This is a genomic window from Phaeobacter sp. CC-HEC084, assembly GCF_059429255.1.
Map to the genome: position 1 here is coordinate 2,256,287 of NZ_JCAIJQ010000002.1, position 22,379 is coordinate 2,278,665.

At 61.5% G+C, this 22,379-nt stretch carries 25 protein-coding genes; 11 read left to right on the forward strand and 14 right to left on the reverse strand.

The window, feature by feature from the left end; translation table 11 throughout:
- Positions 1-62 precede the first annotated feature (62 nt).
- Complete coding sequence (locus AC5SSZ_RS10985) at positions 63-854, reverse strand: SseB family protein (protein ID WP_495438192.1); 792 nt, start codon at positions 852-854, stop codon at positions 63-65.
- The gene (locus AC5SSZ_RS10990; protein WP_495438193.1) at positions 854-1,456 is read right to left on the reverse strand and encodes a uracil-DNA glycosylase family protein; all 603 of its coding nucleotides are present in this window, start codon (positions 1,454-1,456) and stop codon (positions 854-856) included. The genes AC5SSZ_RS10985 and AC5SSZ_RS10990 overlap by 1 nt, the downstream gene beginning before the upstream one ends.
- A gap of 298 nt (positions 1,457-1,754) precedes the next feature.
- Here AC5SSZ_RS10990 and AC5SSZ_RS10995 point away from each other — a divergent pair, with 298 nt between their 5' ends.
- From AC5SSZ_RS10995 to AC5SSZ_RS11010, 4 genes are read left to right on the forward strand one after another with little or no spacing between them, the layout of a single operon-like run.
- The gene (locus AC5SSZ_RS10995) at positions 1,755-2,414 is read left to right on the forward strand and encodes an ABC transporter ATP-binding protein (RefSeq protein ID WP_065272948.1); all 660 of its coding nucleotides are present in this window, start codon (positions 1,755-1,757) and stop codon (positions 2,412-2,414) included.
- On the forward strand, positions 2,392-4,086 hold the full coding sequence (locus AC5SSZ_RS11000; protein ID WP_065272947.1) for a KpsE/RkpR family capsule polysaccharide export protein: 1,695 nt from the start codon (positions 2,392-2,394) through the stop codon (positions 4,084-4,086). The genes AC5SSZ_RS10995 and AC5SSZ_RS11000 overlap by 23 nt, the downstream gene beginning before the upstream one ends.
- A gap of 4 nt (positions 4,087-4,090) precedes the next feature.
- Positions 4,091-4,924 carry a 3-deoxy-8-phosphooctulonate synthase gene (kdsA, locus tag AC5SSZ_RS11005; RefSeq protein WP_495438194.1) on the forward strand — a complete coding sequence of 278 codons (834 nt, stop codon included), beginning with the start codon at positions 4,091-4,093 and terminating at the stop codon, positions 4,922-4,924.
- An 18-nt stretch (positions 4,925-4,942) separates the two neighbouring features.
- Positions 4,943-6,439, forward strand: coding sequence for a phosphomannomutase/phosphoglucomutase (locus AC5SSZ_RS11010; RefSeq protein ID WP_274832943.1), 1,497 nt, complete (start codon positions 4,943-4,945; stop codon positions 6,437-6,439).
- Between the two features lie 117 nt (positions 6,440-6,556).
- Here AC5SSZ_RS11010 and AC5SSZ_RS11015 read toward each other — a convergent pair whose 3' ends face one another.
- Positions 6,557-8,488: an AsmA family protein gene (locus AC5SSZ_RS11015; RefSeq protein ID WP_495438195.1), complete on the reverse strand. Its 1,932-nt coding sequence runs from the start codon at positions 8,486-8,488 to the stop codon at positions 6,557-6,559.
- A 148-nt stretch (positions 8,489-8,636) separates the two neighbouring features.
- On the opposite strand from AC5SSZ_RS11015, the gene AC5SSZ_RS11020 reads away from it, so the two are divergent.
- Positions 8,637-9,473, forward strand: coding sequence for a hypothetical protein (locus AC5SSZ_RS11020; protein WP_495438196.1), 837 nt, complete (start codon positions 8,637-8,639; stop codon positions 9,471-9,473).
- Here AC5SSZ_RS11020 and rimO read toward each other — a convergent pair.
- From rimO to AC5SSZ_RS11045, 5 genes are all read right to left on the reverse strand, one after another.
- Positions 9,470-10,876, reverse strand: coding sequence for a 30S ribosomal protein S12 methylthiotransferase RimO (gene rimO, locus AC5SSZ_RS11025; protein WP_495438197.1), 1,407 nt, complete (start codon positions 10,874-10,876; stop codon positions 9,470-9,472). The genes AC5SSZ_RS11020 and rimO overlap by 4 nt on opposite strands.
- 117 nt (positions 10,877-10,993) lie before the next feature.
- Complete coding sequence (locus AC5SSZ_RS11030) at positions 10,994-11,266, reverse strand: DUF6455 family protein (RefSeq protein ID WP_495438198.1); 273 nt, start codon at positions 11,264-11,266, stop codon at positions 10,994-10,996.
- A gap of 28 nt (positions 11,267-11,294) precedes the next feature.
- Positions 11,295-11,564 (reverse strand): DUF6455 family protein, encoded by a 270-nt coding sequence (locus AC5SSZ_RS11035; protein ID WP_495438338.1) that lies wholly within the window; start codon positions 11,562-11,564, stop codon positions 11,295-11,297.
- 102 nt (positions 11,565-11,666) lie between these two features.
- Positions 11,667-12,047 (reverse strand): YigZ family protein, encoded by a 381-nt coding sequence (locus tag AC5SSZ_RS11040; RefSeq protein ID WP_495438199.1) that lies wholly within the window; start codon positions 12,045-12,047, stop codon positions 11,667-11,669.
- A gap of 2 nt (positions 12,048-12,049) precedes the next feature.
- A complete protein-coding gene (locus tag AC5SSZ_RS11045; RefSeq protein ID WP_495438200.1) occupies positions 12,050-12,784 on the reverse strand; it encodes a M48 family metalloprotease in 735 nt (244 codons plus the stop codon).
- Positions 12,785-12,957: 173 nt separating this feature from the next.
- On the opposite strand from AC5SSZ_RS11045, the gene AC5SSZ_RS11050 reads away from it, so the two are divergent.
- Positions 12,958-13,224 (forward strand): DUF8831 family protein, encoded by a 267-nt coding sequence (locus AC5SSZ_RS11050; protein ID WP_495438201.1) that lies wholly within the window; start codon positions 12,958-12,960, stop codon positions 13,222-13,224.
- On the opposite strand, the gene AC5SSZ_RS11055 is transcribed toward AC5SSZ_RS11050, so the two are convergent.
- Positions 13,219-13,497, reverse strand: a complete 279-nt coding sequence (locus AC5SSZ_RS11055) for a DUF167 domain-containing protein (protein ID WP_495438202.1) — start codon at positions 13,495-13,497, stop codon at positions 13,219-13,221. The genes AC5SSZ_RS11050 and AC5SSZ_RS11055 overlap by 6 nt on opposite strands.
- A 189-nt stretch (positions 13,498-13,686) precedes the next feature.
- Here AC5SSZ_RS11055 and AC5SSZ_RS11060 point away from each other — a divergent pair, with 189 nt between their 5' ends.
- The 3 genes from AC5SSZ_RS11060 (at position 13,687) to AC5SSZ_RS11070 (ending at position 15,486) form a co-directional block, all read left to right on the forward strand.
- Positions 13,687-14,121, forward strand: a complete 435-nt coding sequence (locus tag AC5SSZ_RS11060) for a hypothetical protein (RefSeq protein WP_065272937.1) — start codon at positions 13,687-13,689, stop codon at positions 14,119-14,121.
- 97 nt (positions 14,122-14,218) lie between these two features.
- Positions 14,219-14,797, forward strand: coding sequence for a nitroreductase family protein (locus tag AC5SSZ_RS11065; RefSeq protein WP_495438203.1), 579 nt, complete (start codon positions 14,219-14,221; stop codon positions 14,795-14,797).
- Positions 14,794-15,486 (forward strand): EI24 domain-containing protein, encoded by a 693-nt coding sequence (locus AC5SSZ_RS11070; protein ID WP_495438204.1) that lies wholly within the window; start codon positions 14,794-14,796, stop codon positions 15,484-15,486. Before AC5SSZ_RS11065 ends, AC5SSZ_RS11070 begins: the two co-directional genes overlap by 4 nt.
- 58 nt (positions 15,487-15,544) lie before the next feature.
- On the opposite strand, the gene AC5SSZ_RS11075 is transcribed toward AC5SSZ_RS11070, so the two are convergent.
- Together AC5SSZ_RS11075 and mce are read right to left on the reverse strand one after the other, a co-directional pair.
- A complete protein-coding gene (locus tag AC5SSZ_RS11075) occupies positions 15,545-15,820 on the reverse strand; it encodes a DUF1467 family protein (RefSeq protein ID WP_065272934.1) in 276 nt (91 codons plus the stop codon).
- 56 nt (positions 15,821-15,876) lie between these two features.
- The gene (mce, locus tag AC5SSZ_RS11080) at positions 15,877-16,281 is read right to left on the reverse strand and encodes a methylmalonyl-CoA epimerase (protein ID WP_065272933.1); all 405 of its coding nucleotides are present in this window, start codon (positions 16,279-16,281) and stop codon (positions 15,877-15,879) included.
- 231 nt (positions 16,282-16,512) lie between these two features.
- Between mce and AC5SSZ_RS11085 the strand changes: the two genes are divergently transcribed.
- Positions 16,513-17,232 (forward strand): response regulator, encoded by a 720-nt coding sequence (locus AC5SSZ_RS11085; RefSeq protein WP_065272932.1) that lies wholly within the window; start codon positions 16,513-16,515, stop codon positions 17,230-17,232.
- Between the two features lies 1 nt (position 17,233).
- The gene (locus tag AC5SSZ_RS11090) at positions 17,234-17,374 is read left to right on the forward strand and encodes a hypothetical protein (protein WP_368948247.1); all 141 of its coding nucleotides are present in this window, start codon (positions 17,234-17,236) and stop codon (positions 17,372-17,374) included.
- A 99-nt stretch (positions 17,375-17,473) separates the two neighbouring features.
- Here the strand turns inward: AC5SSZ_RS11090 and AC5SSZ_RS11095 are convergent, their stop codons facing one another.
- The 3 genes from AC5SSZ_RS11095 to aspS form a co-directional block, all read right to left on the reverse strand.
- On the reverse strand, positions 17,474-18,706 hold the full coding sequence (locus AC5SSZ_RS11095) for a DUF1501 domain-containing protein (protein ID WP_495438205.1): 1,233 nt from the start codon (positions 18,704-18,706) through the stop codon (positions 17,474-17,476).
- A 14-nt stretch (positions 18,707-18,720) separates the two neighbouring features.
- Positions 18,721-20,106, reverse strand: coding sequence for a DUF1800 domain-containing protein (locus AC5SSZ_RS11100; RefSeq protein WP_495438206.1), 1,386 nt, complete (start codon positions 20,104-20,106; stop codon positions 18,721-18,723).
- Positions 20,107-20,302: 196 nt separating this feature from the next.
- The gene (gene aspS, locus AC5SSZ_RS11105) at positions 20,303-22,288 is read right to left on the reverse strand and encodes an aspartate--tRNA ligase (RefSeq protein WP_495438207.1); all 1,986 of its coding nucleotides are present in this window, start codon (positions 22,286-22,288) and stop codon (positions 20,303-20,305) included.
- Positions 22,289-22,379: the final 91 nt, after the last annotated feature.

A 22,379-nucleotide genomic window follows, 5' to 3' on the forward strand; every position in this document is an offset into this window, starting at 1 on the left:
CCCTGCCCCGTCCGCCCCTGCATGAAAGGCACGGCGGGTCGCCGCCGTGCCACGCGAACTGGTTACTTCAAACGCGGCGGTTTGTCCGGATCGCTGCCGGGCGCGACCGGCTGATAGACCTGCGGCGCCTCTGGCTGCGGCAGTTCAAACCGCAGACCCACCCGCGACAGGCTGGCCGCAGCCGTATCGGACGCCTGAAAAAACCCGACATCCAGCGCCCCGGCCTCGATCCCGGAAAAGGTCAGCGCCTCGCCCACCGCCTTGGCCAGGGCATCCCGCGCAGCATCCTTGGCATCGACAAAGCCCAGCAGATGCCCCTGCCCGCCGCCCTGATAGCGCACCGCCACCAGATAGGCCGATTGCGCCAGCCCAGCCGCAGTCGCCAGTTTTGTATCCAGCGCCGTCAGCAGAAGATCCGGAAGACCGGCGGGCGGCAGGAAGCTTTCGATGGCCGCCTCCACCTGATCCGGTGCATGGCCCAGGGTTTCCTCAAGCCAGCCAATCGCCTCGGCCGGGATCAGCATGGCAGAGGGGGCGACCTCAAGATTGACACCCAGACCAATCCCCTGCCCCGACAGCATCTGAACGATCCCCCGCCCGGCCAGCGCCGCATAGGGCACCGCGCGCCCGGCAAACTGCGCCAGCCGCTCTTCGCGGTCAAAGACCAGAACGAACCGTCCCTCGGGCGTGTCGAACAGGGCTGGTTCCAGCTTGTCGTTCTCGACTTCCTTTTCCAGCATCAGGAAAAGTTCGGCATCCGATAGCCGTTCGTAGAACCGCAGACGCGCGGCATCCGACGCGGGCTCTGCCTCCATCTGCGCGTGGGCCTGATCCAGCGGCGTTGGCATTGTCATCACAAAAGCTCCTTGACCCGGTGCCGCAGCGCGGGCACCAGATCTGTTTCAAACCAGGGGTGGCGTTTCAGCCATGCGGTATTGCGCCAGGACGGATGAGGCAAGGGAAAGACGCGCGGCGCATGCGCGCGCCAATCGGCCACCGTATCGCTAACCCGGGCCTTTTTCCCCAGATGATGCTGCTGCGCATAGCCTCCCACAAGCACCGTCAGCTCGACCTCGGGGAGGACGGACATAACCCTGTGCTGCCAGGTGCGGGCGCATTCCGGCGGCGGCGGCAGATCCGCCTTTTTCGCGTTGTACCCCGGAAAACAAAAGGCCATCGGGACGATGGCGATCTGGTCCCGGTCATAGAAAACATCCTCGGAAATCCCCAGCCACTGGCGCAACCGGTCGCCGGAGGCATCCGTATAGGGGCGTCCGCTGTCATGGACCCGCAGACCCGGCGCCTGTCCCGCGATCAGGATCCGTGCTGAGGGGCGGAACCAGACCACCGGGCGCGGCGCATGCCGCGTGGCCGTGGCGGCAAACCGCTGTGCACAAAGGCGGCAACCGGAAATCTCCTGCGTCAGCGCCGCACAGTCATGGAAACTTTGCCCCATCATCGTTTCCCTTTCGGAAACAAAATCGCTATAGAATGGCCCAAATTGTCCTCGCCCAGCTGCATCGACCGCTTGCTGCCTACCCATGGACGAAGAGTAAAGCAGCGGTTCAGAATTTATGTCACAATTTGACATAACAAAGCCCGATTTCACGCGTAGGACGTTAATATAATTCAGGTAACCAAACCTGATCAAATCGCCGCGATCAGAACCGTGGCACAGTGCAGCGGTCCTTTTTAAGGGCCATCCGAGGCAAGAGGCCGGACAACGGACCAGACAGGCAAGACCGGAACAAGCCATGCTTGAGTTTGAAAATGTCAGCAAGTCCTTCTGGACCGGCACCCAGCGCAAGGTGATCCTTGACCGGGTGTCTTTTCGCGTGGAGCTGGGTAAATCCATGGGCATCCTGGCCCCGAACGGCACCGGCAAGACCACTCTGATCAACATGATGGCGGGCCTTGAGAAACCAGACGAGGGCGAAATCCGACGAGGCTGCAAGATTTCCTTTCCGCTGGGTTTCATGGGCGGCGTCATCAACCGCCTGTCCGGCATGGAAAACAGCCGTTACATCGCCAAACTCTATGGGCTGGACCCGGATTATGTCGAAGCCTACTGCCGCTGGCTTTGCGGGCTTGGCGAATACTTCGACCAACCCCTTGGCACCTATTCCTCGGGCATGCGGGCACGGTTCAGTTTTTCGCTGATGCTGGCGCTGGATTTCGATATCTATCTGATCGACGAAGGCATGCCCAGCACGACCGATGTGGAATTCAACCGCAAGGCCGGCTCGATCCTGCAGGAACGCCTGCAGACAACCACCATCGTGATCGTGTCCCACCAGCCTAAAACGCTGGAAAAATTCGCCCGCTCCGCAGCCGTTCTGATGGACGGGCAATTGCATATGTTTGAAACCTTGGAAGAGGCAAAGCAGCTCTATGACTACCAAACCCAAGGCTAAGAAATTCCGCATCCGCCGCACATCGAGCGGCGCCGCCGCTGCGGCTGCAGCGCGCCCTGTCGAGGCCCCAGGCCCCGACAGCAGCGCCAAAGCCGCAGGAGCAACAACGCAGGCTAGCGCGTCTGAGGTCAAATCCACTCAGGCCACGGCTTCAGCAGGGCAAAAAGACGCGAAACCCAGCGCCGCGACCGGGCAGGCAATGTCCGGCCAGGTCAGCAGCGCGCGTGAGACCAAGACCTCCACGGATATCGACGAGATCCGCCGTGAAGGGCTGACCGGCCGTCAGCTGCGCATGGCACGGCGCGTGGCGCAGCAGCACAATCTGCCGGTTACCTCGGATTTCGAAGCCGTCCGCCTGCTCCGCCTGAAAGGGATTGATCCCTTCAAGCGTTCCAACATGCTGGAACTGGTGGTCCCACAGAACAAGGCCCGGCCAGAGGGCGCTCCGGACCCCGGCGCGATCCAGCTGCCGCAGACCGTGCCCGCCGCCAAGACGACCCTACCCTCGACCGAGCTGAGCCCGGCAGAGCGTCGCAACAAAGAAATCCAGGAAATCCAGCGAGATATCGCCAAGCGGCGGCGGCGCAAGCTGTGGCTGCTCTTGGGGCGGCTCAGCTTTTTCGTGATGCTGCCGACGCTGATCACCGGATACTATTTCTATGCCGTGGCAACGCCGATGTATTCGGCCAAATCCGAATTTCTGGTGCTCAAGGCCGACAGCGCCGGGTCGATGAGCGGTCTGCTTTCGGGAACGCAATTTGCCACCAGCCAGGATTCCACTGCGGTACAAAGCTTTCTGCAATCAAAGGAAGCCATGCTGCGGCTGGATGAAGAAGTCGGCTTCAAGGCGCATTTCACCCAGGACTGGATCGACCCGATTCAACGTCTGGACCCAGCCGCAAGCAACGAACAGGCTTACAAGATCTACTCGCGCAACGTCAAAATCGGCTATGATCCGACCGAGGGCGTGATCCGGATGGAAGTCACCGCGGCTGATCCGGTGGTCTCTGCGGAATTCTCGGACCGGCTGATCTCCTATGCGCAGGAAAAGGTAAACCACCTGTCCGAACAGAAACGCTCCGATCAGGTGGGCGAGGCAGAGGCCGCGCTCGAACTGGCGGAGACGAAACGCCGTCAGGCTCAGGAACATCTGGTGCGGCTGCAACAAAAAGGCGCGGTTCTGGATCCCGAAGGCGTGATCCTGTCACTGCGTTCGCAGATTTCCACCTTTGAGGTCCAGCTGCAGGAGAAGGAGCTGGAACTGGCCGCCCTGATGGACAACACCCGCCCCAACCAGGCCAAGGTGGCCGGTGCAGAGGCTGATATCTCCCGTCTGGAGGCGTTGATTCAGCGGCTCAACGACCGGATGACCGATGCCGCTGCTGGCGAAAACTCGCTCGCCAGCCTCAGCGTGCAGATCCAGATGGCTCAGGCTGATCTCGCAACCCGCGATCTGATGCTGCAATCGGCCTTGCAGCAAGTGGAAACCACCCGCATGGAGGCCAACCGTCAGGTCCGTTACCTGACTACCGCGGTTGAACCGGTTCCCAGCGAGGAACCCTCCTATCCGCGCAAGTTCGAAAATACGATTTTGGCTTTCCTGATCTTTTCCGGTATTTACCTGATGTGCTCGCTTACAGCATCCATTCTCCGGGAACAGGTATCCTCTTAACGCTATGAAACACATCAAAATCGCCGGGCTGACGATCGGCAATGACTGTCCTCTGACAGTGATTGCCGGTCCTTGCCAGCTGGAAACCGCCGACCACGCCCGCATGATCGCAGGCAAAATGAAAGAGGCCTGCGCGGCCGCCGGGGCGCAATATGTGTTCAAGGCCTCCTACGACAAGGCCAACCGGACCTCTTTGTCCGGCAAGCGCGGCCTTGGTCTTGACGAGGGGCTGAAGGTTCTCAGCGATATCCGCCGTGAATTCGACGTGCCCGTGTTGACCGATGTGCACACCGAGGAACAATGCGCCGTAGCCGCCGAAGCCGTGGATATCCTGCAGATCCCCGCCTTCCTGTGCCGCCAGACCGATATGCTGCTGGCAGCGGGCAAGACCGGCAAGGCCGTCAACATCAAGAAGGGGCAGTTTCTGGCGCCCTGGGACATGGCCAATGTGGTGGGCAAGGTGGAAAGCACCGGAAATGAGAATATCCTGCTGACTGAACGGGGCGCCTCCTTTGGCTACAACGCGCTGGTGGCGGATATGCGCTCGCTACCGATCATGGCGCAGACCGGCTATCCCGTGGTGATGGATGCCACCCACGCGGTGCAGCAACCCGGTGGACAGGGCGGCTCTTCGGGTGGCAAGCGTGAATTCGCGCCTGTCATGGCCCGGGCTGCCGTTTCCCTGGGCATCGGTGCGGTTTTCATCGAGACCCACGAAGATCCCGATAGCGCCCCCTCGGATGGCCCCAATATGATCTATCTCGACCAGATGCCGAAACTGATCGAGACGTTGATGGCCTTTGACCAGCTCGCCAAGGCAAACCCGATTTCGATTTGATGCCCGAAAGTGAATTTAATGACTAAACCGATCTCCCCCGTCACCCCGAACACCTGGTCCTTCCTGCGCGATCCGATGATCACGCCGACCGGTTTTCGCGAATATGACGCCCGCTGGAAATACCCCGAGGAAATCAACCTGCCCGGCATGACGGCCCTTGGCCTTGGCCTTGGCACCCAGATCCACAAACGCGGGATTGAGCCGGTGATCGCGGTCGGCAATGACTACCGCGACTATTCTCTGGCGATCAAGCAGGCGCTGATCCTGGGCCTGATGCAGGCCGGCATCCGCGTCAAGGACATCGGCCCGGCGGTCTCTCCCATGGCCTATTTCGCGCAGTTCCATCTGGATGTGCCTGCCGTCGCCATGGTCACCGCCAGTCACAACCCGAATGGCTGGACCGGCGTAAAGATGGGCTTTGAGCGCCCGCTGACCCACGGCCCGGATGAAATGGCCGAGCTGCGTGATATCGTCCTCAATGGCGAAGGCGTTGCCCGCGATGGCGGCTCGTATGAATTCGTCGATGGCGTCAAGGAAGCCTACCTTGATGATCTGGTCGGCGACTTCAAGATGACCCGCAAGCTGAAGGTGGTCTGCGCCACCGGCAACGGCACCGCGTCGGCCTTTGCCCCAGAGCTGTTCGAGCGGATCGGCGTCGAGGTGGTCCCCAGCCACAACGAGCTGGACTACACCTTCCCCAACTACAACCCCAACCCCGAAGCCATGGAAATGCTGCACGACATGTCCGACAGCGTCAAAGCCTCGGGTGCGGATTTCGCGCTCGGGTTTGATGGCGATGGCGACCGCTGCGGCGTGGTGGATGACGAAGGCGAAGAGATCTTTGCCGACAAGGTTGGCGTCATCATGGCGCGGGACCTCAGCAAGATCTACCCGAACGCGACCTTTGTCGCTGATGTGAAATCCACTGGCCTTTTTGCCTCGGACCCCGAGCTGCAGAAAAACGGCGTCAAAGCCGATTACTGGAAGACTGGCCACAGCCACATGAAACGGCGCGTGAAGGAAATCGGCGCGCTGGCGGGCTTTGAAAAATCCGGCCACTACTTCCTCGCCGAACCGGTGGGTCGCGGCTATGACTGCGGCATGCGCGTGGCGGTCGAGATCTGCAAACTGATGGACCGCAACCCGGACATGAAGATGTCGGATCTCCGCAAGGCGCTGCCCAAGACCTGGTCGACCCCGACCATGTCCCCCTATTGCGCCGACACGGAGAAATACGACGTGCTGGAACGCCTTGTTGCCAAACTGGTGGCCAAGGCTGAGGCTGGCGAGAAGATCGCCGGTCGCGCCATCAAGGAAGTCGTCACCGTCAACGGCGCCCGCGTGATCCTGGACAATGGATCCTGGGGGCTGGTGCGCGCCTCCTCCAACACGCCGAACCTAGTGGTGGTTTGCGAAAGCAGCGACAGCGAAGAAGAGCTGCGCGCGATCTTTGCCGATATCGATGCGGTGATCCGCACCGAACCGCTGGTCGGGGACTACGATCAGACGATCTGATCAAGTTGTTGACTGACTGAAGGTCTTTTGCCCGGGCCATGGCCTGGGCGACAGCCGCGCCCAGCTTTGGTGGGCGCGGCTTTTTCATTTCTGCACAGGAGCGCCTTCCGGCCCGGCTCAGTTACCCTGCAACAGCCGCAGCAGCTGGTCCTTGGCTTCCTGCTCAATCCGGTCCTTGATCACCTCGTTCAGGTCCTGCTCCGGCGCGATCTCGGTCTCCAGCTCCTCGCTCAGCTTTTCGCGCACGCGGTCCTTGGCCTCCTGCTCGATCTCGTCGATCTGCGGCTGCAGGGCGGATTTCAGATCGGGCCGGATCTTTGGCGCGCTCCACGGTCCGGTGATAGCAACCGGGATCGACAGCCCGGCGCCGCCATCCGCTCCCTGCAGGGTGGGCGTGAAACGGTAATCCAGATCCCGCGCGCCCAGACCGATCCGGCCTGCACCTTCGGCCCGGAGCCCCTTGATGATGACCAATAGATCCTCGTTCTGCAGGTTGCCGTTCGCGATCGTGTAGCTGCCAGTCAACTGTTCGAACACCGTGCTGCCGCCATTGCCCGAGCCGGAGCGCATCAGGTCCTCAAGGTCGAAACCGGTGAAAAAGCCTTTGCCTGCCTCCAACCAGCCCTTGCCGCTGAGCGAGCGCATGATCGCATCCACCGAATTGCCAACGCCCAGGTATTCGATCTCTCCCAGCGCGGCGCCATGCAAGCGGTCATAGCCCGCCGTCTGCCCAAGCGCCTGTTCCAGCTGGATATCGTTGAAGGACAGCTTGCCGCCCACCGACAGGCCGTTGCGGTTGTTGGCCACGACCTGCCCGGTCACCTGCCCGCCGAACATGGTGGCAGGCTGGGCCTTCAGCACCGCGCGGGCGCGGTCCAGACTGAATGTCAGCTTACTTTCGCCAAGGTTATACCCCGCCGCCGACAGGCTCTGGAAGGTCAGGACAGCCGTGCCGTTGAAGGCTGACAGGGCCGAGGCATCAATCTGCTCCTTGGGCCAACCATCGGGCGCACTGCCCGCGCCCGATCCACTGCTCTCGACGGGCGAGTCCAGCCCCGGAAAAGACAGCGCACCAGCCGACAGCTGCGCCGTCACCTCGGGCACATCCGCCATGACAAGATCCGCAGCCCCCTGCAGGGTGTTGCCATCCAGATCCAGTGAAAGATCGCGCAGCGCCAGACGCCCATCCGGCGTATAGGTGGCATCGGCGCCGACCACAGCAGCCTGCCCCAGCCCCTTGGGGAGAGAGACCTCACCACCGCCCAGCGCCGCAATGAAACCGGCGCTATCCGTAGTTTTCAGCGTCACCCGCCCCGATCCTGCGCCATCGATCCCGGCCCGGCCGTCGAACATCAGCACGCCGCCGGGCCCGCTGACAGTCCCTCCGACCGAAGACACCCGCCCAGTGAGGAATTCCGCAAATGTGCCGATCTCTGCCTTCACCTGAACCGGCGCCTCGACCGGGCGCAACGTCATCTCCATATCCACGGTGCCGCCGGGATCCGGCCAGCTGAGCGCCAGATCGATGGCCTTCATCTCAACCGGCGTACCTCCATGCGGCGCATAGCGCAACGAGGCCCCGGTCAGGGTCAGCTTTTCGATCTGAACCGCCAGATCGCTGCCCTCTTGCGGGGAGGCGTCAGTCTCCGCACCCGGAGTTGCCTTGGGCGACATCACCCAGTTCCCGGTGCCATCAGGGCGGGTCGACAGGTTCAGATGCGGCAGCAAGGCGGTCACTTCGGTCACCCGTACCTTGCCGCGCAGCAGATCAGCGGCAGCGATCCCGATGGACATCCGCGCTGCCCGCAGCATCGGCTCGGGTCCCGCCCACTCGGCATTCGACAGGGTCACGCCTTCGGTCCGCACGCCCAGCACCGGCCAGAGGCTGAAGCCCACCTCGCCCTGAAATTCCAGCTTGCGGCCGGTCTGCGCCTCCAGCTGCTGCGCCGCCAGCGCCGCGATCTTCTCTCCCGGCAGCATGAAGACCAGCCCGATCAACACGGCAAGCGTCAGCAAAATTGCCGAAAGAACCCGAATGATCAGCCGCATAGCACCCTCCGCTGCCTGTTTCCCCCGAGGATACAGTGCGCCCCGCAAGGCGCAATAGTGCTGATATGGCAACGCCTTGCAGCCAAGGAGAAAACAGCTCTAAGCTGTTTCTCATTAAGCAATTGCTCAAATGGATTGATTACGACGTATGCGGGACCTTTTTGAACAATGGGTAGAGGCGTGGAGCGAGAGGATCAGGTCTCCGGTTCTGGGCTCTCTCGCGATTGCATTCATCGTCAGCAACTGGAAACCGCTGTTCTTCCTGCTGTTTGCTGAGGGCCCCGTCTGGCTGCGGATCCGGTATTTCGAACACCATACCGACAGCAATAGCCTCGTTTGGTATCCCTTGGCCGCTGGCCTGGTAGCTGCCTTCCTGATCCCCTGGATCACGCTTGGTGGCGCATGGGTGGCAAGGCTCCCGAAGTTCCTGTTGCACCGTTTGCAGCAGGACGAAGGGACGCGGCGAGAGATTGAAGGCTTTCGGATTTCAGCTGAACGCGAGTCTGCCAAAGCCGAATTTGAAGACCAACGTGCAAGACGCAAAGCCCAGCGGGAAAATGAGATCATCGCTGCGGGCAGGAGACTAAAGGAGGCCGAAGAGGTCAGCGAAGAAACAAAGGAAACCCTCAAGACAGAGAGAGAGATTTTGGGAGGCCGAGAGATAGAACTCATCCCAGATGAACTCAAAGGCAATGGCCTACGCTCAACAGTATTGCGAAACATCATCAAGACACTCGGCTCCACAGATAGAAAGGTGCGAAAAGAGGAACTCCTCCTATCGATTGCACGAGGGCAAAGGTCCTCAGGCCTCGACAAGCAGCTCACAGATCAGCGTCGTGAAGTGGAAGTTCTGTCAGCCCTCGATTGGTTGGAAAACTCCGATCTCGTTTCACGAACACAAAAGAGCCTCGTAGATCAGCCTACATTCATGCTCACTGCAAACGGTTTTGAAATTCTTGATGCATTGAGGGCAACAGAAGCCTAATCCACCAACGCCCCCCAAAGGTCGTACTCCCCGGCCTCGTCCACTTCGACGGTGACCAGATCGCCCACCTTCAGGCCTTTGGTGTCCTCGTCGATGAACAGGTTACCGTCGATCTCGGGCGCGTCGGCCTTGGTGCGGCAGGTGGCGATGCCGTCTTCATCGATGTCGTCCACGATGACTTGCATGGTCTGGCCGACCTTGGCCGCCAGCTTAGCCTCCGAAATCGCCTGCGCCTTTTCCATGAAGCGTTCCCAGCGCTCCTGCTTCACCTCTTCGGCCACGTGATCCGGCAGATCATTGGAGCGCGCGCCGTCGACGTTTTCGTATTTAAAACAGCCAACCCGGTCGAGCTGCGCCTCATCCATCCAGTCGAGAAGATGCTGGAACTCCGCCTCCGTCTCCCCCGGGTAGCCGACGATGAAGGTGGAACGCAGGGTGATCTCCGGGCAGATCTCGCGCCAGGCGCGGATTTCGTCCAGCGTTTTCGCCGCCGCTGCGGGGCGTGCCATGCGTTTCAACACATCCGGGTGGGCGTGCTGAAAGGGGATGTCCAGATAGGGCAGAAGCGCGTTGTCCGGGTCCGCCATCAACGGGATCAACTCGCGCACGTGCGGATACGGATAGACATAATGCAGCCGCACCCAAAGGTCCGATGCAGGTGCCAACTGCCCCAGCGCCCGCGACAGATCGGTGATATGGCTGCGTATCTCGCCCTCTTTCCAGGGGTTCACATCGTATTTGCGGTCGAGCCCATAGGCCGAGGTATCCTGACTGATCACCAGAAGTTCGCGCACGCCTGCGTCCACCAGCTTTTCCGCCTCGCGCAGCACGGCGTGGGCGGGGCGCGAGGCTAGCCGCCCGCGCATGTCCGGGATGATGCAGAACTTGCACTTGTGATTGCAGCCTTCCGAGATCTTCAGATAGCTGAAGTGCCGGGGCGTCAGGCTGACGCCGGTGGCGGGCAGCAGATCGACAAAGGGATCGGGCGCAGGCGGCACCGCGGCGTGTACGGCATCCAGCACCTGTTCATACTGGTGTGGACCGGTGACGGCCAGAATGCGCGGATGATGTTCGCGGATATAATCCGGCTCGGCGCCAAGGCAGCCGGTGACGATAACCTTGCCATTTTCCTTCAGCGCCTCACCGATGGCGTCCAGACTTTCGGCCTTGGCACTGTCGAGGAACCCGCAGGTATTGACGATCACCGCATCGGCGCCCGCGTAATCGGCAGAGATGCCGTATCCTTCGGCGCGCAGCCGGGTCAGGATGCGCTCACTGTCCACCAACGCCTTGGGGCAGCCGAGCGACACCATGCCAAGGGTCGGCTGGTCTTTGCGCGGGGCATCACCGAACTGGGCTTTCGGGGCGAGGTCGGGGCGGAGGTCTGGCGGATTGCTGGTCATGGCTGCGCATATAGTACGCGCGTGTGGCTTTGGGAATGGATGTTTTCAGCGGGAGCACGGCCTCTTTGGCCTTGACCAGTGAGCGCCCACAGGCATTCTCCAGCCTTGTCTGCGGCCTCAGACCTCTACCTTTTCCTTCTCGGCCCGCAGGTGCAGCAGGACCTTGGCATTCTTGCAGCAGCCGGGTGCCTCTTCGGCTTTGTCATGGGCAGCGAGCCAGCGTTCGCAAGTCTCGATACCCTCGCAGGCCCGGCAGCGGTTGACCATATCCGCCCAGTCCTCGGAACTGATGCGGCCTGCCTCAAAGGCCTCGACCAGATCGGCCTCGGTGGTTTTGCCCATTAGCCCCAGAAGCCTCAGGTGATACAGCGCGTCCCCCAATGGATGCATGTCTTGATCCTCCCCAAAGGCTGCCAGATCAGGCGACCGGTTCGCGCAGATATCCCAGCAGATCGCGGTTGCGGCAGTAATTCGGAGTGTCAGCCGCCTCATCTGCACGCGCGGGTGAATGCAGCCATTTCTGGCAGGTCTCCGGATGGGCGCAGCGGGTGCAGCGCAGCACCGCTTCGGCGATTTCATCGAAATTCAGCCGCCCGGCGATGGCCTCTTCCTGAAGATCCAGCCCAACCGCCTGCCCCATTTCATCAAAAAGGGCCGCGTGCGTCTTCAGTTTAGCTTTGTCCTTGATCCCGCAATCATCCATCGCGCGTTCTCCTGGCTGCGTGTCACGCCAGAAAATACCACAGGCCCGGCCCCGGACCTTGATGCAGGTCAATCGCGTGACGCGGGCCTAGGCGGGGTTCAGATAGGCGCGCACCGCGTCCTGCACCCGGCGAAAGCGGTCGCCGCCCAATTTCTTGCCGCCATACCAGCGGGTGACGATGATCAGGTGATCTTGCAGCCCTTCCCGCTCCATCATCCGCAGGATCACCATTCCGGCGCCGCTCTCTCCGTCGTCGGCCTTGAGCGCGCCCGTCGGCAGCATCGCCGCCCAGGTGTTATGGGTGGCCTTGGCGTAGGCGCGGTCGGTTTTCAGTGCCGCCAGCACCGCGTCGACTTCGGCGCGCGACGTAACCCGGGCGCCGGTCACCGCATAGCGTGACCCCCGGTCGGCCAGGACCACGCCCAGTTTTTTCATCTCGGGCGCTGCATCTGCAGGTGATTGCGCCATGATCAATTGAGCCCGTAGCGGGTGATGGTCTGCTGCACCACGCGCACCCGGTCCGGATTGGCCGGATGGCTGCCAAGAAATTTGTCGCCAGGGTCCGGCAGGCGATAGAAGAACTGCACGCCAACGCTGGGCCGGTATCCGGCCTGATGCGTAATGATGGTGCCGAGCTGATCCGCCTCCAGTTCGAATTCCTTCGAATATCCGCGCGCACCGACAATGGCGCCCAGATCCTGTGCGTTGGAGATATCCGCAGCACTGCCTCCGGCAAGGGTGGCAAGCCCGGCCAGCAACACGGAACCCGCCACTGCGTTCTGCTGCTGGCGGGCCAGATGCGCGCGGATATGGTGCGCGGCCTCGTGCGACATGACAAAGGCCAGCTCATCCGCGTTGGCGATCTGCCCCAGCATAGAGCGGGTGAAGGTGATTACCGGGCGGCCGGACTGAGACAGGCTCTGATAGGCATTCGGCGGCGCCTTGGCGTCGGGATCGATCCGGATCAGATAGTCGCAATTCATGCCACTGGTCTGCGTCCGGCAGGTGCGTTCGGCCACCGGTTCAACCCGGCTGGCGACCGTGGCAAAGGTTGCCCGAGCTTCGGCTGGCGAAAGGCCAGATACCTGCGCCCCGGGTGTTGCCGGAGCAACCGCTCCGCCACTGGGCGGCGGGGCACCGGGAACGCCGCAGGCGCTCAAAACACTGAGTGCGCAAAGCGAGACTGTTTTCAGAATGGAGCGCATCGGCCTGTCCTTGACGTCATCGCCCGATCATAGGCCGGGACCCAACCGAGGTTCAATCGCAGACAGCCGGATTCTGCAGCCAGTCTTGCAGCCGTCAGCGGAGGTTCGCGTCACATTTCTGGTGCCCGCGCAAACACTTGCCAATCACAGCACCAAGGTGGCAACATCGGGATATGTTTACCATCGAACACGAATTCGACTCGACCGTCGTTACCCTGGTGGATGAGGGCGAGCGCCCTTTGCTGGAAGATGTGACTATCAACGCCTTTGCGGAATGCGTGACTGTGGAGCAATTCGACCCTCGCACCGACAGGGTAGAAAAGATCACCCTCTCCTACAGCCAGCTGCGCGATCTGGCCGCTGCGCTTGACCTACCCGAAGGCGTTTATCGCCTGGTTCCGGATGAGGCCTCGCCGCAGGATCCCGCATCTGGTTCATGAGCCGCGAAAGACGAAAACCTTGTCCCGTGATGTGGCGCCACGGCGCAGCTCCAGAGCAGAGGGCGCAACGCCCATGGCCCGTGCCAGTAAATCCGCGACTGCGGCATTGGCCTTGCCGTTTTCCGGCGCCACGGTGACCGAGACCTTCAGCCCGACCTCAGTGCGGGTGATCGCGTTGCGCGCCGCCTTTGGCGTGGCCCGCACCTGGATCTCCAGCCCCGCAACGGCCAGGTCCGCAAGGTCCGGTAGATCTTTCTTCTTTGGTTTTCCCATGTCGATTTGATGCCCTGCCGCCCCTCAAAACACCAGCACCAATTGCAATGCTGCAACGGTCCGAAACAAGCTGCTGTACAGCAGGTCAGGATCGCTTCAAAATACGTGAGGTTAAGTTACGCGGTTCGCACCGCCTGAGATGTGTTTGGTTGGGCCTGCGCGGCTCCTGTGTATTCGGTGTTACCTCCTATGGACAAAAAATCGATCATTCTTGATTTCCTGAATGCCGCCCTCGGAGATCCCGGTGACTTCGATTTGGGTCGGTATTTCACCGAGGAGGCGACCTTTTGCGGACCTGTCACCGGAGGCCAGATCATTCCGATGATGGAATGGGTCGAATTCAAACTCGTTGTACAGGGCTTGGTCGGACCGTCCTCCTTTGAGGTTATGAATGCGATCGAACAGGACGACTGGATCTCGATGCGCATTCGCATTTCAGCCAAGTGCCTTTCGACCGCGGAAATGATTGTCGCCTACGATTGTCTCATGGCGCGGTTTGAAGGGGACCGGATTGCTGAATACATCGGTCACATGGATTACTTCACCTTCTTCCAGGACCTTGGCTTGATCCCGCCCGGCTCGTTGCATGCCTGCCTCAGCGGCCAGCGCATGGTCTGGGAATAATTGCTGCCGCACCGCGCGCCGCGATAATCACCGAACCGCCCCTTGAAAAACACGCGCCAGCCAGCATATAAAACCTTGATGTAAAAAGGTTTCACATATGCCCGAACAGAATGCTGCCGCCCTTGATTTCCTTCTGAACCGCCGCTCCCGCCCCGCGAAGACGTTGGTCGCACCGGTCCCCAGCCGGGACGAGTTGCAGGTTCTGCTGACCGCCGCCGCCCGCACGCCCGATCACGGCAAGCTGGAGCCCTGGCGCTTCATCGTCATCGAAAAACCCGCCATGGCACGGCTTGCAGAGCTAACCACAGCCGCAGGTGAGCGGCTGGGAAAATCGCCCGAGGATATCGCCAAGGGGCGCAGCCAGTTCGAGCTTGGCCAACTGGCCGTCGCGGTGATCGAGGTGCAGACCGACAGCCCCAAGATCCCGGCCATCGAACAAACCTATTCCGCGGGCGCTGTCTGCCTTGCGCTGCTCAATGCGGCGCTGGCGGCCGGATGGGGGGCGAATTGGCTCTCTGGCTGGGTCAGCCACGACCGCCAGTTCTGCGAAGAGGCCCTGTCGCTGGCGCCGCACGAACGCATCGCCGGCTTCATCCATATTGCCACCGAAGGTACCAAGCCGCCGGAACGCCCGCGCCCGGATCTGGAGCGCATCACCAGCTGGATCAGCACATGATCTTTGACGCTTTTTTCAAGACTCTGGCCCAGACCGGCGATCCGCGCTTTCGCAGGGTTCTGTTTTTGGGTGTCGGTCTGACCTTTGCGCTGCTGATCGCCACATATGTGCTGTTCTTCTTTCTGGTGCAGTGGCTGGTCGGCCCACAGGTCACCCTGCCCCTGTTCGGGGAGGTGACGTGGCTGGACGATATCCTGTCCTTCGGGTCGATCCTTCTGATGATGGGACTGTCGGTCTTTCTGATGGTCCCGGTCGCCTCGGCCATCACTTCGATGTTTCTGGATCAGGTGGCACAGGCGGTTGAGGACAAGCATTTCCCTCAGCTCCCCCCTGCCTCTGATCCAACGATCGTGGAGGCGCTGCGCGACACGGTCAATTTCCTTGGCGTGCTGATCGCCGCGAACCTGCTGGCGCTGGTGCTTTATCTGATGTTCCCGCCCATCGCGATGTTCATTTTCTGGGGGCTGAACGGGTTCTTTCTGGGCCGGGAATACTTCACCCTGGCCGCCGCCAGACGCATCGGAATGCCCGAGGCCCGCAAGATGCGGCGCAAGCACATGGGAACCATTTGGATCGCAGGCACGTTGATGGCGATGCCGCTGTCAGTGCCGCTGGTGAACCTGGTGATCCCGATCCTGGGCGCGGCCACCTTCACCCATATATTCCACAGCCTGTGGCGCAGGGTCTGACGGCGAACAGATCAACGGTCCGGGGGCATCCCCCCGTACCGCGTTTTCTCAAGAGGCGCTATTTTGGATCGGGCAGCCGGTCGAACCAGTCGAAATCATTCACGCTGATCACTCCGGACAGGATTATTCCTGCCACGATGGCCCAGATCACGAAGGCCGCGATGGTGGTGATCACCGCCTTTTGCTTCAGATAATGGTTTTCGGGGGCGCCAGCATGGGTGCCCGGCACGATCTCACCCTTGTCACCTTGTGTCTCAAGCCGGATCGGAATGACGATCAGGAAGGTCATGAACCAGATCACCGCATACAGCACCAGTCCCGATGTAATTCCCATAGCGCACCTTTATTGTATATCCGCGCGCCGACGTCCGGCGCTGGCCTCAGGTAGCCTCAAACCTGCTCCAGTTCCACCAGGCAACCGTTGAAATCTTTGGGGTGCAGGAAAAGAACTGGCTTGCCATGGGCACCGATCTTCGGCTCGCCAGAGCCCAAAACCCGCGCACCCTGCGCCTTCAGGTGATCCCGCGCAGCCAGGATATCCTCAACCTCGTAGCAGACGTGGTGAATGCCACCAGCGGGGTTCTTTTCCAGGAAGCCATTGATGGGCGAGTCATCCCCCAGCGGGTAAAGCAGCTCAATCTTGGTGTTGGGCAGCTCGATGAAGACAACTGTGACACCATGATCGGGCTCATCCTGCGGTGCGCCGACCTTGGCGCCCAACGCATCACGGTACTGAGCCGAGGCCGCCTCAAGGTCGGGCACGGCAATCGCGACATGGTTCAAACGACCGATCATGATGTGTATTCTCCTCTCAAATCCTGTTCGACTTCCTTATGCTGAGACCAGCCAATGGGGGCAAGTGCGCCAATGCGCACGGCGCGCGCTACCGGGCGGCTGCAGAGAACACCGGGCAACCGCAGGCAATCATGGGGAAAACCCGCAGCCTTGGCATCTCCTGCATCGCGTTAACCTCTAATTAGCCTCAAATCCATAGCGTCAGTCAGTATCCCGCAAGGAGTATGAGTAATGGACGATTCGGAACTGTTTGCAGCCGCCCACCGTCTCCCGACGAAACGGCGCCCTCTTCTTGGTCTGACCATTCTGGTGGTCGAGGACAGTCGCTTTGCCTGCGAAGCGCTGCGCTTACTCTGTTTGCGCAGCGGCGCCCGTATCCGGCGCGCCGATTGCCTGAAATCCGCCCGCCGACACCTGAAGGAATACCGCCCTTCCGTCGTGATTGCCGATGTGGGGCTACCGGATGGCTCCGGCACGGAACTGATCGCCGAGATCAATCAGGGATCACCGCGGGTTTCCGTCATCCTTGGCATTTCCGGCGACGAAAGCCTTGAAGAAGAGACGCTCAAGGCTGGCGCCGACGGCTTTCTCGCCAAGCCGATCACCTCGCTGGCGGCATTCCAGCATGCGATCCTGTCGCGCCTGCCCGCCGACCGGCAGCCCGCCAGCCTGCAGGACCTGTCGGATGAAACCATCGAGCCGGATTTCCTCGCCTTTCAGGACGATATGGCCCATGCGGCAGATGTTCTGAACGAAGACCATGAAGGCAACACGCTGGACTATCTGACGCAATTCATTGGCGGTGTCGCACGCAGTGCAGGCGACAAGCCGCTCGCCAATGCCGCGGCAAGCCTTGCCCAGGCCCGCATGGCTGGCCGCCCCATCGGCCCGGATACAGCAATGCTGGCCGGAATGGTGCAGGAACGTCTCGAACGGAAAATCGCGATCTGATATGCTCGAAGTCATTCTGATCGGCTCGGCCACGCTGGCCATCGTGCTCTATCTGCAGGCGCGCCAGGCCGCCCGCGAAATCCGCCAGAACCGCGATCGCAGCACGCGGGAACAGATGGTTATCTACCGCCACGAGCATTGACCTCTGCACGGCGAAACAGGCCCCGGACCCCGGGGCCGCTATCGCCGCCTGAAGCATTTCTATCCTTTTGACCCGACCAGCGCGGCGCACCCTTCAGGGTCACCGCAGCAGGCCAAGATCATCCTCCATCTGCAGCCCCGGAAACACGGTTTGCTCCAATTCGGTCACCCCTACCCCGGTCAGGCCGCGCAGGATCCAGGCCGCGGGTGCACGCACGTCCACCGTCGGCATCAGGTCACGCCGGTCATAGAGCGCGGCTTCCTCCAACCCCGGCCAGCGCCCGTAGATCCGGCCGCCGCGGATCGCCCCTCCCGCCAGCAGCATCGCGCCACCGGTTCCGTGATCGGTGCCACCGGTGCCGTTCTCCCGCGCTGTGCGACCAAATTCCGTCATCGCGACCACCGCCGTCTTGTCCCAGACATCGGCGCCGACACCGGCCTTTAACTCCAGCACGGTGTCGGACAACCGGCCCAGCGCCGATTTCAACGCCCTGTCCTGCCGGTTGTGGGTATCCCACCCATTGATCGAAAAGGCCGCAATGCGAGTGTTGGCGCGCAATTGCTGCGCCGCATAGGCCGCGATCTTCAGATGTGCCTCGCCCCGAGCCGGTACCGGCATGGTCATACCACCCGCCATGCCCATCTGCCCGCCCTGCATGTCCTCCTCGCCAGACAGCGGCAGCCCCGGCGCCTCGCGGGAAAGCTCCAGCGCCTCGGACAAGGCGCCGTGAAACAGCGCATCATCCTCCATCAGCAGCCCGGCCAGACGTTCGGCCTGCGGGCTCATCATCAGAGCGGCATCCGGAGACCAGTCCGCCACAGGCGCCGCACCATTCAGAAGCTTCATCTCCCCCTGCCCCAGGGCAAAAGCGGTGCGCGCCTCGATCCCGCTTTGCTGCTGCAACAAGCGGTTCAGCCAGCCATCGCGCGCCTGTTCCAGCCCAGGCGTGCCCGCCTCCAGCAGGTCCTGACCATCGAAATGGCTTCGCTTGTCCCGGTAAGGTGTCGACACCGCGTGGACAAAGGCCAACTCCTCGGACCGCCACAGCGGCATCAGCGGCGACAGGGCCGGATGCAGGGCAAAGAACCCATCCAGATCCAAACCGCCGTGGTCCGGGCCGCCGAGCAGTTTCTGCCGCAGAGCGGGATAGGCAGGATCGCCATAGGGCTGCACCACGTCCAGCGCGTCCATGCCGCCGCGCAGGATGATCACCACCAGCCGCCGGTCCCAGGGGGCCGAGGCAAAGCTGACCGGCGTCAGCAGCGGGCTGGCGGCCAGCGAACAGCCAAGCGCTGCGCCGCGTGCAAGGAAGCTTCTCCGGGAATGTCTCATGATCAATCCTCCTGCTAACGGCGCTGAAAGGCCGGGGCGCTCAGCACCATAGCGACCCCTTCGGCCCGGGTTTCGGCTGCCGAGGCGGCAAACAGCACCTTGCCATCGGCAAAACTGCCCAGGGTCGTTCCGGCAAATCCGCGTGGATCGGGAAGATCGGCCACTAGCCGCTGCGGCGCCGCAAAAGCCCAGCGCAGGCGGGCCGACAGGCCCTGCGGCGTGATCCAAGCGGCATCATCCTCGCTCCATCCATCCGGCCCGGCAGGATCTTCCCATTTCTGCCCCATCAGCGTCAGCGGCGCCGCAAAAATCCGATTGAGCTGCCCGCGTTTGAGCCCCGTCACCCGGTCTGCGTCCACCGGCAGCGCCCGGCAGGCCGACGCCACGAAATCAAAGGGCGGCTTTACATTTCGCAGCTCCGACGCCCAGGCGGCGGGATGCTCCAGCAAGGCGGCGTAGACATCCGGCAGGTAACCACCAGACTGACGGAACCGCTCTGTCACATGCTCAACCAGATCCGCGTCCGGCTGGTCCGAGGTGAAATGTACCGCCAGTTTGCGGGCAATGTGCCGGGCCGTGGCCGGATGACGCGCGAGATCGCGCAGCGCCTGCAAAACCGGCTCCAACCGCCCTTTCTCTGCGCCATAGGAGCGGCCAAGGACCTTCTCGCTGCCGGGCTCTGCCAGGCCGGGGCGGAAGTTAAACCCTTCTTTGCGATTGAAACTGAGCCCGGTAAAGAGCTCCGCCAATTGCCGCACATCCGTCTGACTATAGGGGCCATCCACCCCCAACGTGTGCAATTCCAGCACCTCGCGGGCAAGGTTTTCATTGAGACCGGCACTACGTTTGCGCCGCTGCGCGACAGGACTGTTCGGCCCGACCGAACTGTTCTGATCCAGATAATGCAGCATCAACGGGCTGGTCACCACTGCGATCAGCAGATCTTCGAACCGGCCCGCAACATGAGGGCGGATCGCGGTCTCGGCATAGGGGGTTGCCAGATGCCGAAAGGCACCCCGCCGCCCCTTGGCGGTGAAATGATCCGACCAGAACAGGGTCAGCCGCTCCCGCAGGCCGTCAGACGTATCGGCGTAACGCAGCAGACGCTGGGCAAAATTTTGCAAACGGTCCGTTCGTTTCTGTTGCCGAAAGGTGCGGTAGCGCGCGTCCGCCGCCTCATACTCCGGCTGACCGCGCAGCTTGCGCCGTTCTCTTGCGAGCGCCTGAAACGTCACTGAATCGGCAAAGGCCGCATCAAAATCCTGCACCGGATAGGCGCGCGCCATCTCATCGGCGCCGGTCAGGCGCTGCAACATCGCCTCGGGCGATTGCGGCGGTGCCAGCCGGGGTGACAACCCGCAGCCAAACCGGATCTCGGCCAGTTCAGGATCAAACCGCATCTGTCATTGCTCCGGCCCCATTTTCATTTCGGGATCAACAGGTCTCGATCTCCACAGTAGGCCAGAACCTCCGTGGCACCCACACCCATCACTTACTGATACGCGAGGATTTGCCGGTTCCGTCGCAGCAGGAACAAAAAAGCCCGGAGACTATGCTCCGAGCTTTTTGAATTGTCTTGGTCAAGGCCCTTAGGCCTTACTGATCCTGCGGAATGACGCGCAGTCCCAGTTCCATCAGCTGCTCCGACATCGGCTCGGACGGGGCCGACATCATCAGATCTTCCGCACGCTGGTTCATCGGGAACATGATGACCTCGCGAATGTTGGCCTCATCCGCCAGCAGCATCACCATGCGGTCGATACCGGCAGCGCAGCCACCGTGCGGCGGGGCACCATATTGGAAGGCGTTGACCATACCGCCAAAGCGCTTCTCGACCTCTTCCTTGCCATAGCCGGCAATTTCGAAGGCCTTGAACATGATCTCCGGCTTGTGGTTCCGGATCGCGCCCGAAACCAGCTCGTAACCGTTGCAGGCGAGGTCATACTGATAGCCGAGCACCTTGAGCGGGTCGCCCTCCAGTGCTTCCATCCCGCCTTGCGGCATGGAGAAGGGGTTGTGCTCGAAGTCGATCTTGCCAGTTTCCTCGTCTGCCTCGTAGATCGGAAAGTCAACGATCCAGGCAAAGGCGAAACGGTCCTTGTCGATGAGGCCAAGTTCCTCGCCGATCACGTTGCGGGCGCGGCCCGCGACGGCCTCAAACGCCTTGGGCTTGCCGCCCAGGAAGAAGGCCGCATCGCCGACGCCGAGACCCAGCTGCTGGCGGATCGCCTCGGTGCGCTCGGGGCCGATGTTCTTGGCCAGCGGACCCGCGGCTTCTTTTCGTTTTCGACCAAAGTATTCCTCGACCTTTTGAGCCGCAACTTTTCTATCCAAACCATCACCGGAGTTCAGAAGTGCAGCGATTTCTTCCAGCTTTGCGAAGTTTTCGTCGGTCTCATGAGATTTCCAACTAGCAAGAGCTTCCATGTCAGCTTGCTGATTTTCTATCCAATTCTGCAACAGATCATACCGGACCGGGTGGTAGTCGGGGTTATCAATCTCACGCCAGAAGATATAGCCCATGCCCGGCAGACCTTCGCCCTGCGCGAATTTGTTCATGCGGTCGCAGAACTTGCGGCTGCCGCCCGTGGGGGCCGGGATGGCGCGCACTTCGGTGCCTTCCTGCTCCAGCAGTTTGGCGAAGATGGCAAAGCCGGAGCCGCGGAAGTGTTCCGAGCAATCCTGCATCTTGATCGGGTTGCGCAGGTCCGGCTTATCGGTGCCATACCACTTGGCGGCATCCTTGTAGGAAATCTGCGGCCATTCGCTATCCACCTTGCGACCACCGCCGAATTCCTCGAACACGCCCTGCATCACCGGCTGGATGGTGTCAAAGACATCCTGCTGGGTGACAAAGGACATTTCCATATCGAGCTGGTAGAAATCGGTGGGCGAGCGGTCAGCCCGCGGATCCTCGTCCCGGAAACAGGGCGCGATCTGGAAATACTTGTCAAAACCCGAAACCATCATCAGCTGCTTGAACTGCTGCGGAGCCTGCGGCAGGGCGTAGAACTTGCCGGGGTGCAGACGGGAGGGCACCAGGAAGTCGCGCGCGCCTTCGGGCGACGACGCGGTGATGATCGGGGTCTGGTATTCGTTGAACCCCTTGTCCCACATGCGCTTGCGGATCGACTGGATCATGTTCGAGCGCAGGACCATGTTGTTCTGCATCTTCTCGCGGCGCAGGTCGAGGTAGCGATAGCGCAGGCGGGTTTCCTCGGGGTATTCCTGCTCGCCAAAGACCATCAGCGGCAGTTCCTCGGCTTGGCCCAAAACCTCGATATCCCGGATGAAGACTTCGATCTCGCCGGTCGGGATCTTCGGGTTCACCAGGCTTTCGTCGCGCGCCAGCACGTTGCCGTCGATGCGGATACACCATTCCGAACGCACCTTTTCGATCTCCGCAAAGACCGGGCTATCGGGGTCAGCCATGACCTGGGTGATGCCATAGTGGTCGCGCAGGTCGATGAACAGCAGGCCGCCGTGGTCGCGGACCCGGTGGACCCAGCCAGACAGGCGCACGGTATCGCCCACGTTGGATTTGTTCAGTTCGGCGCAGGTATGGCTGCGGTATGCGTGCATTGGCTGACCTTTCGTGTCGCGGGTCGTCTCTCGGGGCATCTGTCCGGGCGGACCATCAATCGGGATATGCGCCAAAGCGGCGCGGAATTCG